The 14,766-nt window shown below is 64.9% G+C and carries 12 protein-coding genes and 1 tRNA gene; 5 read left to right on the forward strand and 8 right to left on the reverse strand.

Features of this window, described 5'->3' with window-relative positions:
* Nucleotides 1-80: 80 nt before the first annotated feature.
* Nucleotides 81-1,640 carry a SulP family inorganic anion transporter gene (locus tag CKJ85_RS10130; RefSeq protein WP_095554245.1) on the reverse strand — a complete coding sequence of 520 codons (1,560 nt, stop codon included), beginning with the start codon at nt 1,638-1,640 and terminating at the stop codon, nt 81-83.
* A gap of 169 nt (nt 1,641-1,809) precedes the next feature.
* On the opposite strand from CKJ85_RS10130, the gene CKJ85_RS10135 reads away from it, so the two are divergent.
* A complete protein-coding gene (locus CKJ85_RS10135; protein ID WP_034664654.1) occupies nt 1,810-2,214 on the forward strand; it encodes a MerR family transcriptional regulator in 405 nt (134 codons plus the stop codon).
* 333 nt (nt 2,215-2,547) lie between these two features.
* Here CKJ85_RS10135 and CKJ85_RS10140 read toward each other — a convergent pair.
* Nucleotides 2,548-2,624 (reverse strand) — tRNA-Met (locus CKJ85_RS10140).
* Between the two features lie 238 nt (nt 2,625-2,862).
* Here CKJ85_RS10140 and CKJ85_RS10145 point away from each other — a divergent pair.
* The gene (locus CKJ85_RS10145) at nt 2,863-3,339 is read left to right on the forward strand and encodes a hypothetical protein (protein ID WP_095554246.1); all 477 of its coding nucleotides are present in this window, start codon (nt 2,863-2,865) and stop codon (nt 3,337-3,339) included.
* A gap of 4 nt (nt 3,340-3,343) precedes the next feature.
* On the opposite strand, the gene CKJ85_RS10150 is transcribed toward CKJ85_RS10145, so the two are convergent.
* Complete coding sequence (locus CKJ85_RS10150) at nt 3,344-6,247, reverse strand: UPF0182 family protein (RefSeq protein WP_233127040.1); 2,904 nt, start codon at nt 6,245-6,247, stop codon at nt 3,344-3,346.
* Nucleotides 6,248-6,426: 179 nt separating this feature from the next.
* On the opposite strand from CKJ85_RS10150, the gene CKJ85_RS10155 reads away from it, so the two are divergent.
* Complete coding sequence (locus CKJ85_RS10155; protein WP_095537249.1) at nt 6,427-6,924, forward strand: PPA1309 family protein; 498 nt, start codon at nt 6,427-6,429, stop codon at nt 6,922-6,924.
* A 56-nt stretch (nt 6,925-6,980) separates the two neighbouring features.
* A complete protein-coding gene (locus tag CKJ85_RS10160; RefSeq protein ID WP_095554248.1) occupies nt 6,981-7,679 on the forward strand; it encodes a hypothetical protein in 699 nt (232 codons plus the stop codon).
* Here CKJ85_RS10160 and CKJ85_RS10165 read toward each other — a convergent pair whose 3' ends face one another.
* Nucleotides 7,680-9,101 carry a zinc-dependent metalloprotease gene (locus CKJ85_RS10165; protein ID WP_095547507.1) on the reverse strand — a complete coding sequence of 474 codons (1,422 nt, stop codon included), beginning with the start codon at nt 9,099-9,101 and terminating at the stop codon, nt 7,680-7,682.
* A 109-nt stretch (nt 9,102-9,210) separates the two neighbouring features.
* On the opposite strand from CKJ85_RS10165, the gene CKJ85_RS10170 reads away from it, so the two are divergent.
* Nucleotides 9,211-10,326: a PDZ domain-containing protein gene (locus CKJ85_RS10170; protein WP_338080417.1), complete on the forward strand. Its 1,116-nt coding sequence runs from the start codon at nt 9,211-9,213 to the stop codon at nt 10,324-10,326.
* Between the two features lie 3 nt (nt 10,327-10,329).
* On the opposite strand, the gene CKJ85_RS10175 is transcribed toward CKJ85_RS10170, so the two are convergent.
* From CKJ85_RS10175 to CKJ85_RS10190, 4 genes are read right to left on the reverse strand one after another with little or no spacing between them, the layout of a single operon-like run.
* The gene (locus tag CKJ85_RS10175; protein ID WP_095554259.1) at nt 10,330-10,824 is read right to left on the reverse strand and encodes a M48 family metallopeptidase; all 495 of its coding nucleotides are present in this window, start codon (nt 10,822-10,824) and stop codon (nt 10,330-10,332) included.
* A 5-nt stretch (nt 10,825-10,829) separates the two neighbouring features.
* Entirely contained in the window at nt 10,830-12,878 is a 2,049-nt protein-coding gene (locus CKJ85_RS10180) for an ATP-dependent DNA helicase UvrD2 (RefSeq protein WP_095547509.1), read from the reverse strand.
* 24 nt (nt 12,879-12,902) lie between these two features.
* On the reverse strand, nt 12,903-13,637 hold the full coding sequence (locus CKJ85_RS10185; RefSeq protein WP_233127036.1) for an NAD(+) diphosphatase: 735 nt from the start codon (nt 13,635-13,637) through the stop codon (nt 12,903-12,905).
* Nucleotides 13,638-13,644: 7 nt separating this feature from the next.
* Nucleotides 13,645-14,748 (reverse strand): TrkA family potassium uptake protein, encoded by a 1,104-nt coding sequence (locus CKJ85_RS10190; RefSeq protein ID WP_095546050.1) that lies wholly within the window; start codon nt 14,746-14,748, stop codon nt 13,645-13,647.
* Nucleotides 14,749-14,766 lie beyond the last annotated feature (18 nt).

A 14,766-nucleotide genomic window follows, 5' to 3' on the forward strand; every position in this document is an offset into this window, starting at 1 on the left:
CAACTTTGCAACAGCACCAATAAACTGGCGCCCCGGTTATAAGTTGGGGCGCCAAGTCGATGTGCTCGAGTCGGGGGATGTTAGTGGCCGGTGCCAAGCCGGCCAGACAGGCGGTTCAGCCGGTCCTGACTGGGACCGTCGAGCCCGATAATGGACACGGTTTTGCCTCTGTCCTGGAACTTCTGCGTAATCGCGTCAAAGGTCGCGACCGTGGAGGCATCCCAGATCTCCGCCTCAGTGAGATCAATAGTGATATGACGGGCAGAATCGGTGTAATCAAAGCGATAAACCAGGTCATTGCTTGATGCCCAAAACAACTGGCCATGCACCCGGTAGGTACGAGTATCAATCTCGCCATCGCCGTCGCCGTCGATCTCGGAGACCTTTTCAATGGAAGCGATATGTGCCATCCGACGGGCGAACATGATCATCGCGGTGACCACACCCAACACCACACCAATGGCCAGGTTACTGGTGGCTAGGGTGGCAATAATCGTCACGGCCATAACAATGGTCTCAGAGACCGGCATGAGTTTAAGGGTGCGTGGATGCACCGAGTGCCAGTCGATGGTGCCGACCGAGACCATGATCATGATTGCCACCAGCGCAGCCATCGGGATCATGCCAACGATGTCGCCCAGTGCCAGGACCAGGACCAGCAGGAACACACCGGCTAACAGGGTGGATAGGCGGGTACGTGCCCCGGATTCGCGGACGTTGATCATGGTTTGACCGATCATCGCGCAGCCACCCATGCCGCCGAAGAAACCGGAGGCAATATTAGCCACCCCCTGTCCCCAGGATTCACGAGTTTTATCGGAATGAGTGTCGGTGATGTCATCGACGAGCTTGGCGGTCATCAACGATTCCATGAGACCGACCACGGCCATGGCCAGGGCATAAGGCGCGATGATCTGCAGGGTCTCCAACGTCCACGGCACGTTCGGAATAAACAGGGACGGTAAGGTCTCCGGCATCTTGCCCATGTCCGAGACCGTCGGGACAGTCAAACCGGCGGCAATGACCAAACCGGTGAGCACGATAATCGTGACCAGCGGGGCGGGGATCACACTGGTGAGCTTGGGGAAGAAAATCATGATCACCACACCCAAGCCGACGAGTGGGTAGACTATCCAAGGCACATCAATGAGGTGTTCGAGTTGGGCGGTGAAAATCATAATGCCCAGTGCATTGACGAAACCCAGCATCACCGATCGGGGGATAAAACGCTGAAGTTTCGCCACACCGAGGGCGCCGAGCACGATTTGTAGGACACCGCCCAACAGGACGGTGGCGATGAAATAATCCATCCCGTAACCACGCGTCACAGGAGCAATGACTAGGGCAATAGCCCCGGTGGCGCCGGTGATCATTGCCGGGCGGCCACCGGTAAAGGCGATCGCAATGGCCATGACTACCGAGGAAAACAGACCCATGGCTGGGTCAACACCGGCAAGGATGGAAAAGGCAATGGCCTCAGGGATCAGCGCCAGGGATACCGCCAGTCCGGCCAGAATCTCTATACGGATACGGGCGGGGGAAGAAAATGCGTAACGGAAGGATGCGATGATCCCGGTAGGGGCATCAGCGCCGTCTGGACTCAGGAGGGGGCGGGGGGCCGCCGTGCTAGTTTCAGTCATAGATGTCCAATCTTTGAGGGGATAGGTAACTGGGCGAACGCCCGAAAGGAATCCATCCCTCTAGTAACTTTAGGTTTGGTGATGGTGGTCATGGTAGCGGGAGTTTTACTCAACCGCCAACCCAGGCACAGGAACCCGTGGGCAACATCACCGTGAAGGAGAACAGGCAATGCAAAACAGTAATTTCAAGATCGGCGAGGTCGTTGACCAGACGGGGTTGTCGATTCCCACCTTGCGTTATTATGACAACGTCGGCCTGATTACCCCATCGGGGCGTAGCCCTGGTGGGTTCAGGCTTTATAGTGAGGCTGATGTACGTCGTGTTTTGCTGGTGCGACGGATGAAACCGCTGGGGTTTACTCTGGATCAGATGCGGGAATTCCTGGAAGCTGCGGAGATTCTTCATAGTTCAGATGGCGGGCAGGAAAGTGATACCGCACAGCAGGCACGGAGTAATGCCAAGGCCACCCTTGCCGACATTCGTGAGGAGACGCGCACCCGCTACGAAAAGCTACGCAAGCAAATTGCCTACGCTGAGGAATTCCTCGATCTGGTCAACACCCTGGCACCCTAAACTGCCCCCATCCTTCGCAGGGAGAAAAAGACCATCGTATTGAATGCGCTCTGTCGAATCGCGTTCCAGATGAAGTGGACGAACGCCCGCGGCCTCTCCGGAGTGGATGGCGATAGTACAGAGGACTTCTGAAATCCGTGCAGACGACTCCTCAAAACGACACAGTCATCCAAGGTCACAAAATCGAAAATTGTCACTTAACCCCATCACTTCCAAACCGGCTTAAGTGACAAAATGCCATCGCTAAAGTCCCGATTTGAGTCCCAGGACGTGCGCCTTAAGAGAAATAACTAAAGCCCCTACCAGTGTTTCTCCTGGTAGGGGCTTGGAAGTTGGTAGCGGGGGCAGGATTCGAACCTACGACCTCTGGGTTATGAGCCCAGCGAGCTACCGAGCTGCTCCACCCCGCGTCGGGTGATATTTTCTTTTCACCTGCTGCCGTATCGGCAACGTGAAGTAACTATACTGACTACTTTGCCAAAGGCCAAATCCCCTGGGCAGAACCCATAATCGTGAGATTCATACGGCTTGCCCAACACACGCCCACCACACTCATGTTCGTTCACCAGTTCGAACCGACCCGGTGCCGTGTCCGGGCCGGGCGATACGATTGCGCTCCATCCAGTCACACGACTTCAGGAGGCGCCCTTGGGAGAACTACTTCGAGCCGCAATCTACTGTGTTGAGATCCCCTCGCTCCTACCAAAGGAGCGGAACATCCTAGGCACCCTCGCTTTCCTCGCCGACGATTCCGACGAGCCAACGCTCGAACTCGACGGAACGATCCGTCCCGGCCGCACCGGACTCATTACCCGGCTCGGGCCTCCGGGGGCGAAGGGCGGGTTCGCCAGAACAAACATCGTCGCCACGCACATTCCACTGTTCAAAGAGACAGGCTGGATCCGCGAGGTGGAGGAGCCGACGCTGGATGGCGCGTACCAACTCAACCTGGCACGCCTGGGCAGGCTGCTCGACCTCACGGAGGCGGCCATGGTGGATCCGGGCGGGCCGGGCCCCGAGAACGACGAAGCGGACCAGGAGAAGCCCGGCGATTTCCTTCGCCCGGCACCGGAGGATCTGCGTGAGCAGATCGACCGGCTCCTGGTCCGCAACCCGCTAGGGTAAGCGCCTACTGCGCGCTCTGGTACGCCTCCACTGCGCGGTCCAGCTCGTCGAGGGCTCGGCCGTACTCCTCGAAGGAGCCGTCGCGGGCGCCCTCAAGGTTGCGCAGGGCGTCGTTAATACCCTGCATCGCCTCGTCCTTGTTGCCCGGGGCAGGCGCCTCGCTGTCGCCTTCCTGCGGCTGCTCGGCGGGGGCCTCGGCGTCCTGGTTGTCGGACGCGCCTTCGTCGACAAGCTCGATGTCCTGCGCAGCCTTGGAATCAATGCCAACCTGCTTCAGGGCCTGCGAGATCGTCGGCGCGTAGCCGACCTGGCCACGGTAGAACACCAGCACACGCAGCAACTTCGGGAACGCGGACTCCTGGTCCTTGCGCTTGGAGTAGATCGGCTCGACGTAGAGGATCTCGCCACTGCCCACCGGCAGGGTGAGCAGGTTACCGTTCTTCAGGTCGTTCGAACCCTCCCACAGCGTACGGTCACGCGCGACCTGGTCGGAGGACATCAGCGCGTCCTGCGCCTGCTTCGGGCCCTGCGTCTGCGTATTGGTCGGCAGCACGCGGACCGTGATGTTGCCGTAGGTCTCCGGGTCGGAAGAAACCGACATGTGTGCAGCCAGGAACTCGCGGTTCAGGCCACGGTACGGGGTGATCAGCTGGAAGGACGCATCGTTGGTCTCCGGGTCAGCGGCCACCACGTAGTATGGCGGCTGGTTGAGCTCCTGGCGGCCCTCCGGCGCGGTCGGATCGTTCGGGACGGACCAGAAGGCGTCGTTGTTGAAGAACACGCCCGGATCATCCACGTGGTAGCGCGCCAGCAGCTCGCGCTGGACCTTGAACAGATCCTCCGGGTAGCGCAGGTGCTCGCGCAGATCATCGCTGATCTCGCTGTGCGGCCGCACCGTATCCGGGAACACGCCCATCCAGGCCTTGAGCACCGGGTCGTTCTCGTCGAACTGGTACAAGTCGACCGAACCGTCGTACGCGTCCACCGTGGCCTTGACCGAGTTACGGATGTAGCCCAGGTTGTTGTTCACCAGGCGTTGCGTGGTCCCGTCCGGGTTCAACGCGTCCTGCGTGGTGTCCTGCAGCGACGTGTTCGTGGAGTACGGCAGCTGCGACAGCGTGGTGTAGCCGTCCACGATCCACTTCACTCGCCCGTCGATCACTGCGGGGTAGGTCTTGGAGTCCGTGGTCAGCCACGGCGCGACCTTCTCCACGCGCTCGCGCGGGTCGCGGTCGTAGAGCAGCTTGGAGTTGCCGGCCACGCGGTCCGACAGGATCATGTTCAGCTCCTGGTACTTCACCGCGTACGCGGCGCGGTTGAACCAGTTGCCAATGTTCACGCCGCCCTCACCCTCGTAGGTGTAGGTGGAGTTGTCCGTGTCATACTCCACCGGGCCCTGCCCGTTGTCGCCCACGATCGCGTAGTCCAGCCCATCCTCGGCGCTGGAGATCACGGGGCCGTAGTAAATGCGGGGCTCGTCAACGCGGATGCCCAGCTCCTCGGCGTCCTTCTTCTCCGCCGCCTTCGCGTTGGACTGCAGGTCCGAGACCGTAAAGATGGGCAGACCACCGCGGGTCGAGCCGGCGTCCTGCGCTGCCTCGTCCACGGTGTTCGCCTGCGCGGCCACGAACCCGTTGCCGTGCGTGTACACCGTGTGGCGGTTGATCCAGTCGCGCTGGTTCTCGCGCAGGGCGTTCGGATCCATCTCGCGCGCAGCGACGACAAAGTCGCGCATCTCCCCGTCGACCTGGTAGCGGTCCATGGCCAGCTGGTCCGGGAAGCCGTAGAAGTTGCGCAGCTGCTGGTTCTGGGTGAACGTGGGCGAGAGCACGTCCGGGTCCAGCAGGCGGATGTTGCTGATGGTGGACCAATCGTCCGCGACCTCGTTGTTGGAGACGTTGTCCGAGCCCCAGTTATCCTCGTACGTCACCGTGTCATCCGTCAGCCCATAGGCGAAACGGGTGGACTCGATGTTGCGGCCGATGTACTCGCGCTCCTTGGCCTGGCGGTTCGGCTTCACCGAGAACTGCTCAAGCAGGGCCGGCCAGACGTTGCCAATCACCAGCGAGGACACCAGCATCAGCACGGTGGCCAGCACCGGGATGCGGAAGTCCTTGTACACCACCGACGCGAAGAACGCCGCGGCGACGATGACCGCGATAACGGTGAGGATCATCTTGGCAGGCAGCATCGCGTTAATAGAGGTATAGGACGCGCCCGTGAAAATGTCGTTTTGCCCGTAGAGCAGGAAGTAGCGCTCCAGCCAGTAGCTCACGGCCTTAAGCAGCATCCACAGACCGGCAGTAAACGCCAGCTGCACGCGCGCCGCCTTGGAGACGAAGCCGCGCTGCCCCGACGCACGGTTGCCAATGCGGATCCCGCCCAGCAGGTAGTGCGCAACGAGGGCGATGAGGAACGCGACGATAAGCAGCATGCTCAGCGTGCCCACGATGGCGGAAAGCCCCGGCAGCGCGAACGCGTAAAAGCCGAGGTCCTTGCCGTACTGCGGGTCGGCCACTCTGAAATCGGAGCCGTTGAACCACAGCAGGAACGTTCGCCACATGCGCTGCCCCGCCAGGCCCGACAGGACGGCGACGACCAGCGGCACGACGAAGAGCAGGGAACGAATGCCCTGCTGAATCGTCTCGCGGTACTGCGCGGACGGCGAGAACGGATCCGCCGTGGGCGCACCCGCCGGTCTCCCCCGCCAGGCCAGCAGGGCCGCCGCGTACGCGACACCGCCGCCAATCAGCGCAAAAATGACGAACAAAACAATGCGGGCAATAATCACCCGGTTAAACACACCGCGGAAGTCGAGTTCCCCGAACCACAGGAAGTCGGTGTACAGACCGACCAGCATGGGCACGAGGGTAAAAATTGCGCCAACGACGATGACCGCCGTCAGCAGCGTACGGTTCGACTTTTTCGCGTTGGGTTGAGGCTGGTTGACGCGGGTAGCCAATCCTGCTCCTTCGAAATAGTCTTTACGTGCGTATTAAGCTTCTAGCTTAAAGTTTCAACGATTCGACAGCCAGAAAGGTTCCCGTGCAGCGTCACTTCAGCTCACAGCAGGCCCTGAACAAAGCCATGACGGAAGCTGTGGAGTTCGTCCACGCGGAGGGCTGGGACGCACCGCCCTCACTCTTTGCGCTGGTCCCCTCGCAGTTGCTTATCGACGAGCTGTCTCAACTCACCGACGACGCCGACCACTCCCCCCTCACCCTGGTTGTGCAGGAGCTTCCGGAGCACATCCGCCCCGGTAGCGATGAGCTGGCCGACTACGTCGCTCGCGTCGCCTGGCCCGAGCAGGTCGAGGGCGTCGTCCTCGCCCAGGAAATCATCTTCCGCGACACTTCCGCCGGGCCGGACGCCCAGCCGCGCCCCGCGCGCCTCTTCTCCGGCGTGCTGCGCGACGACGACATCGAGCAGACTCTCCTGCAGATGCGGCTTACTGAGGAAGAACTGGAGGAACGTGGCATGTTTGCCCAGGACGAGATCGAGCTGCGCGGCGGGCCCAACGTCGCCCCGAACGTGATCGCCGCGCTGCGCTACAGCCTCGCGCAGGACCCCGACGAGCTGACCTAGGTCGAGCGCTCACGTACTATCGTTACCCATACGCACAGGAAAAAAGGAGCCTACCCGTGACGCACCGTCGCACTCTTGTCCCCGCTCTCCTCGCCGCCTCGCTCGCACTGACCGCGTGCGGGAACGGGGACGACGAGACGAGCACTACAGCAGCTCCGGCACCGGAAGAAACCGAGACGGCGCAGAGCGAGGCGCCGTCCAGCAGCGCGACGAGTTCCACGGCGGAGAGCACTGAGAGCGCTGGGAGTTCAGCATCGAGCACGTCGAAGGAATCGGGCACGCGGGCGTCGACAAGCACTTCTGCGAAAGACAAGACGGTGCAGGAAGTGACCGAATCCTTCGCGGGGCTGGCGCCGGAGTCGCTGTTTGCGCAGCTGGATACGTGCTCGGCAACTGGGGTGAGCGGCTCCTACGACTGCTCCGGCGCAGAGATCGGACAGTTCCAATTCTTCGATTCCGAGGCGAAGGCGGCGTCGACGACGCAGCTGCTCACGGAGCTGCGGTCCTCGCGGATCGTGGAAGATGACGGCGAGCGCATCGTCGGTTGGTCCACGCTGGGCACCTCCGCGATCATCACGGTGGTGGACAATCAGCGCGGCCAAGTGATGCAGCAGCTGGTGTCCTCTGAGCAGGAGGATCCGCGCGAACGCATCGAGAAGCTGGGCCTGGCTAGCGGCGCTGCTACCCCGTCGGCAGAGACGACGGAGACGACAGAAACGACGGGGGCGGCGACCACGAGCACCGAGCGCAGCTAGCTACAGCTCGGTGCCATCCTCGCTGCCGTCGTCCTTCCCGTCGCCGTCCTCGCGCTTGAGCTTCGGGTTGTTGCGCAGCTCCTCCTCGAGCTTGCTGAACTCGGCGTCGAAGTCCGCGTCCGTGGTGTCGTCCAGCAGCGTGTCAATGAACGCTGCCGGGTTGTCCAAGTGCTCCGCGTCCGGCAGGAAGTCCGGGTGGTTCCAGACTTGATCGCGGCGCTCGACGCCCACGGCATTGTCCACGCGGCGCCACAGCTCCGCTGCCTCGCGGACCTTCGGGGCGCCGAGCTCAATGCCGACGATGCTGGCAAAGGCCTGCTCTGCGGATCCACCGGTGGCGCGTCGGCGCGCCCACGCCTCCGCGAGCTGGGCAGCAGACGGGATGCGCTCCGCCAGCGACGCGTCGACGACCACGTCGACCCAGCCCTCCACCAGCGCGAGCAGCGTCTCCAACCGCGAGGTTGCCCCAGCGTTACGCGACACCACACGCGGGGAGAGGTCCATGTTCTGCAGGTTCTGCAGCGCCTCCTGGATCTGCTGCGGGTCGCCCGATTCCAGGTTGAGGCTCCGCGTGGCCTCGTCAATATTGGAGGTGTCAATCTCCAGGCCCGCGGCGTACTCCTCCACCGAGGCCACGATCCGCTCGACCAGCCACGGCACGTGCTGGAACAGACGCTGGCGCGCGGCCTCTCGCGCCGCGATGTAGACCAGCACCTCCTGCCCGGGCACCGAGAGGTCCTTGGAAATCCGGGTCACGTTCTTGGGCAGCACCGACGCCACGCCGCGGGGCGCGACCGGCAGGCCGAAGTCCGTGCCGGTGAGCGCCTGCTGCGCCAGATCTCCCAGCGCGTGGCCCAGCTTCATGCCGAAGTTCATGGAATTCATCGAGTTCATCATGCCGGCGAGGGGGCCCATCATCTCGCGGGCCTCAGCGGGCATCTGGTCTAACTGCGCGCGGTTCATATGCTCCGCAACTGGATTTACCAGGCGCTTCCACATCGGCATGGTCTCAACCAGCCAATCGTCGGCGTTCCAGGCCTGCGCCTTCGAATCTGCAGCGGGCAGCGTGGTGGACTCACTCAGCCAGTGGTTGACCAGCCCGAGTGACTCCTCCACCGCCTTCTTGTCGCCGGCGGAGACCGCCGCCTTGTCACCAACGCGCTGGCGGGCCATGCGCAGCGCCATGTCAAAGTTCACGGCCGAGTCGCCCGACTGGCTCGCCTGATTAAACGAATTGCCCATGCCGGACAGCATCTGGCCGAACTGGTTCAGCATGTCGCCGAACCCGCCGCCCTGCTGTCCGCCACCAAACCCGAAGGCGGCGAAGGGGTTCGACGCGTCGCCACCGTTGTTGTCGCCGCGCTTGTTCTTATCTTCGTCGTCATCATTGTTGGGAAAGGAAAATCCAAATCCGTTATTCATACCTGCCACGATACATAGCGCCGACTCTTGCGCGCGAGCACTTTTTGCGCAGACCGGGACGCTGAGAGCGAACACGGTGAGCGATGACGGCTGCGCTAAGATGCGCTGCGTGGAAGAACAGGAAGACGGGGCGCAGCCCCAGGCGGACGCATCCGCGCAGGAAACCACTCACAGCAGGCGGTGGTCAACCGTGGTGTGGGGAGCGATCCCCGTGGCAGCACTCGCCGTCATGATGTCCATCAACCACGTCCCCGGCACCAACATTTCCCTGGCCGTGCCGTACGCGGCGGAGGGCCCCGGCCCGATGTTCAACACCCTCGGCGAGGTCGAGGGCGAGCCGGTGATTGACGTCGAGGGCACTGAGACGGACCCTGTCTCGGGCAACCTCAACATGACCACCGTGTCCGTGCGCACCAACATGTCGCTCGCGCAGGCGGTCGGCCGGTGGATCGGCACCGACGACACAATCGTGCCGGTGGAGCAGATCATCCCGCCGGACGTGGACGAGGAGCAGATGCGCCAATACAACCAGGCCGAGTTCGCCGCCTCTGAGGGCAACGCGACCGTGGCCGCCATGCGCTACCTGGGCAAACCGACCCGCGTGCTGGTCCACGACCTGGTGGATGACTCCCCCGCGTCCGGTGTGCTGGAAGCAGAGGACGTGATCACCCGCATCGACGGTACCCCCGTCACCGAGCCCAGCGAGGTGCAGGAAAAGGTTCACGCCCACTCCCCCGGCGACGAGATCACCGTGAGCATCGAGCGTGACCGCGCCCCGATGGACGTCCGCGTCCGCCTCGGCGAGAGCCCCGAGGACAAGGGCACCCCGATGGTAGGCATCCTCATGACCTCGGAGCCTGGCGGCGACGTGACGGTCAACTACAACCTCAACGACGTCGGCGGCCCCAGCGCCGGCATGATCTTTTCGCTGGCCGTGATAGACAAACTGAGCCCCGGAGAGCTCAACCACGGCAAGTTCGTCGCCGGCACCGGCACCATCGCGGAGGACGGCGAGGTCGGCCCGATCGGCGGGATCCAGCACAAGCTCGCCGCAGCGCGCGACCAGCACGTCGAGCTGTTCCTCGCCCCGGAGGGCAACTGCGACGCGGTCCGCACCGTCGACCCCGGCGACATGACCGTGGCGAGCGTAGGCTCGCTGCAAGACGCCGTCACCGCCATGGACAACTTCGCCGCGGGCAAGGAAGTCCACGGCTGCGGTGAGTAGCGCTCACCCGAAGCGCTGGTAGGCCTCCAAGTAGCCCTTCGCCCTTTCTGCCCGCGGCGCCCGGTCCGCCCACTCCCAGAACTCGGCGGAGTGCCCGGGGATAAACGTGTGCACCAGCTCATGGACGATCACGGCGTCGAGCACGTAGTCCGGGACCCCCTTGAGCCGGGAGCTGATCCGGATGTCGCCGGTGGTCGTGGTGCACGACCCCCAGCGCGTCTGCTGGTTGTCCACCCAGCGGATGGAGCCGACGCGGGCGCGGCCGTCAAGCACCTCTCGGTTCAGCTGCGTGGCGCGGGCGGTGAGGGTGGCGTCGTTGAGCGCGCTCGCCTGCGTCTTCTTCGCCACGCGCGCGAGCATCTCCTCCACCACCTGGTCCTCTTGCGCCTGCGAAAAACGCGCGGGGATGCGGATCTCCACGACGCCGCCGACCAGGCGTGCCTGCACAGACCGGGTGCGGCGGGCCGAGCGGATGACGCGGTAGGGCTGCTCGCTCACGCGCGTCACCGGAACTCCGCGAGCGTGTCCAGCACGCCCTGGCCGTACTGCTCAATCTTGGCGGGGCCGACGCCGGAGATGCCGAGGAGCTCGTGCTCGTCGGCGGGCATGGCCTCCGCGATAGAAAGCAGCGTGGCGTCCGTGAACACGATGTAGGCGGGCTTGCCGGCCTCGCGCGCCTGGTCCCTCCGCCAGCGCTTGAGGGCGCCGAAAACGGCTTCGTCGTAGCTGGGTTCGCAGTCCTCGTGGCGTCCCAGCGTCTTCTCCGCGGGGGTGAACAGCAGGTTGTTGCACACGCGGCAGCGGCGGTTGCGCTTCAGCCGCTCGGGGGCCTTCTCCACCTCCAGCTCGGGGGCGATGCCGTCGAGGAAGCGAGAGCGGCTGCGCGACTTGCGCCCGCCCTCCTGTCTGGCGAAGGACCAGGACAGGCGCAGGTGCTCGCGGGCGCGCGTCACGCCGACGTAGAACAGGCGGCGCTCCTCTTCAACCTGGTCATCGCCCGCTTTGATCGCGTGCGAGATCGGCAGCGTGTTCTCCACCAGACCGATCAGGAACACCGCGTCCCACTCCAGGCCCTTCGCGGCGTGCAGGCTGGCCAGCGTGACGCCGTCCACCGACGGCGGCTGCTTCGCGTCCGCGCGGCGGCGCAGCGACATCAGCACTTCCGGCAGGGTCTCCGCCTCGCGGCTGCGCACGATCTCCTCAATGAGGTCCACCAGCGCGCCGAGGGTCTGCCAGCGCTCGCGCGCCTTCGCGCCCTCCGGCTCGGTCGGCGTCAGCCCCAGCGGGCCGAGGGCGGCGCGGGCCACCGCCACCGGATCGTCCGGCAGGTCGCCGCGGCGCGATGCAGCAACGAGTGCGCGGATCGCCTCGCGGATCTCGCCGCGCTGGAAGAAGCCCTCCCCGCCGCGGACCTGGTACATGATGCCCGCGTCCGCGAGCGCCGCTTCGAACGCCGCCGACTGTGCGTTGATGCGGTAGAGGACGGCGATTTCTCGGGCGGGCACGCCGGCGTCGAGAAGCTCCCTGATCTGGATGGCTACCTCGCGCGCCTCGGTCGGCTCGTCATCGTACGCGGTGAACGTGGGCTGCGGGCCGTGCTCGCGCATGCCCTGCAGCTCGAGTCGGGTGCCCGCCTCGCGCCCCTTCGCCTTGCCAATCACGGTGTTGGCCAAGTCCGTGATCTCCGGGGTCGAGCGGTAGTCGCGCTGCAGCTTCACGACGGTCGCGTGCTCGTACGTCCGCGAAAAGTTCAACAAGTATTCCGGGGTCGCGCCGGTAAACGAGTAAATGGTCTGGTTGGCGTCGCCGACGACGGTGAGGTCGTCGCGCTGGCCCAGCCACCCCTCCAGGACGCGCTGCTGCAGCGGCGTGACGTCCTGGTACTCGTCCACCACGAAGGACTGGTACTGGGCGCGGAACTCCTCCGCCACCGCCGGCGCGTTCTCCAGCGCGCCCGCGACGTGCAGCAAGAGGTCATCGAAGTCGAGCAGCATGCCGTCCGGCGACGTCTTCGACTCCTCGTAGGCGCGGTAGACCTGGGCCACCTTCGCCGCGTCCGCGGGCGGGGTGCGCTTCGTGCCCGCGACTCGCTCGGCGTAGTCGTCCGGGCCGATGACGCTGGACTTCGCCCACTCGATCTCGCCGAGAAGGTCACGCACCATTTCCTTGCCGGAGTCCAGCCCGGCGGAGCGCGCCGCGCGGCCAACGAGCGGGAACTTGTTGTCCAGCAGCTTCCACGGCAGGTCACCGGCGATCTGGGGCCAGAAGTACTGCAGCTGACGGCGCGCCGCAGCGTGGAAGGTGCGGGCCTGCACCCCGCCCACCCCCATGGTGCGCAGGCGGTCGCGCATCTCGCCCGCGGCGCGTTGCGTGAACGTCACCGCCAACACCTTCGTGGGCGCCACGATCCCCTGGTCCACCAGGTTGGCAATGCGGTACGTGATGGTGCGCGTCTTGCCCGTGCCGGCGCCCGCGAGGATGCACACCGGGCCACGCGGAGCGGTGGCTGCCACGCGCTGGTCCTCATCCAACAAACTCAAGTCCACTGCCATCGGTGTGTCCTTTGTCCTTCCCTCTTAGATCTCGCCTGCGGCCCAGCGCTCAATCAGCTGCCGGGCGATGCTGCCTTCGGGCGCGAGCGTGAGCCTGCCCAGGTCCTCGCGCGTCGCCCAGATGATCTGGCTGAGCTCTCCATCTGTATCCCCCACCTGGGTCTCGTCTGCGGTGCGGGCGCGGAAGCCCAGCATCAGCGAGCCCGACAGTGCCCACGGCTGCGACCCAACATACGCGATGTCGGTGACCCGCCGCCCCGTCTCCTCCAGGACCTCGCGCGCGAACGCGTCCTCCGCGCTCTCGCCCACATCCATGTAGCCGGCAATGCAGGTGAAGAACCCCGGGCGGCGGCGGTTTTCCCCCAGCAGGATGCGGTCGCCGGCGGCGTGCTCGACGACCCCGATCACGCACGGGTCGATCCGCGGGAAGATCGGCGTGCCGGACGCGCCGCGGGCGACGATCCCGGACTCGCCCCAGGTCAGCGGCGAGCCGTCCGTCGGGTCGAAGGCGTAACGCTCCCGCGCAGCCAGCAGGCCGACGGCCCGGGAGACGAGGTAGTTGTCCGCATGGCTGCGCGCGTGGCCGGTGCGCGGGGCGAGGTCGGCGGCGCTGGCGGAGCGCAGCCGCGCGGCGGTGACCTCGGGCGTGATCTGCACCCGGGTGGTCACCTCGATCCCCGCCGGAAGCTCCGGAAACAGGAGTGGTGCGCCCTCGGCGGTGAGGGGGAGGTGCGAGGTGGCGTCGATAAGCAACAGCACAGGCGCGCTACTCCGACGGCTTCTGCGCCTCGGGCGACTCCTGCGGCTGGGTCATGCGCACGTAGAGCAGGCGGTCGCCGGGCTCGACGGTTTCCGCCTCGGGCACGTCCATGCGGTAGAGCTCGCCGGAGCGGACGACGCCGAGCACGATGTCGGCGAGGTGGCGCGGGTTGGAGCCGACCTCGTCGTCTGCGATGGGGCGCTCCGCCACGGCAAAGCCCTCGTCGGGGCTGAGCAGGTCTTCCATCATCTCCACCACCGGCGGGGTGACGGTTGCGAGGCCCAGCAGGCGGCCCGTCGTTTCCGCGGACACCACCACGGAGTCCGCACCGGACTGCATGAGCAGGTGCTGGTTTTCGCTCTCGCGGGCGCTGGCCACGATCATGGCGCTGGGGGCAAGCTCGCGCACGGACAGCGTGACCAGGACCGCGGTGTCGTCCGAGCTGGGCGCAACCACGACGGAGCGGGCGCGGGTGATACCGGCGACGCGCAGCACGCCGGACTTGGTGGCGTCGCCGTGGACGGTGACCAGGCCGCGTTTCTCCGCCTGGCCCAGGGTGACCGGGTCCGAATCGATGACGACGATGCTGGTGGGCGCGGTGTCCCCGGCGAGCAGGGCGTCCACTGCGGAGCGCCCCTTCGTGCCGTAGCCGACGACGATGGTGTGATTACGCACAGTTCTCCTCCACTGCTGAATTTGGAGTGTCTTACGGGAGTCCTCCGTAAGCACGGACAGGGTCGTGCCGACCAAGAGCATCAGGAAGGCGACGCGGGCCGGAGTGACCACGAAGATGTTGACCAGCCGCGCCCCCTGCGTCACCGGCGTGATGTCGCCGTAGCCGGTGGTGGACAGCGACACGGCCGAGTAATACAGGGCGTCCACAAACGTCAGCGGCTCCGAGTAGCCGTTCGAGTCCAGGTACACGATGAGCGCCATGGCCACGACCAACACGGCCGCGTAGCCAAAGCGGCGGGCAATGAGCACCCACGGCGTCGTGCGCTCCGCGGTCGGAATATTGATGACGTCCAGGAGCGTATGGACCGGGATGTCGTCGCGCTCCTCGTCGTCGCGGACCCGGTCGCGCCAGGCAAAGGGGTAGCGAAGCTGCATCGAATCGGGCTCCCTTCT

The organism is Corynebacterium sp. NML 150383, from assembly GCF_002285085.1.
Classification (GTDB): domain Bacteria; phylum Actinomycetota; class Actinomycetes; order Mycobacteriales; family Mycobacteriaceae; genus Corynebacterium; species Corynebacterium gottingense.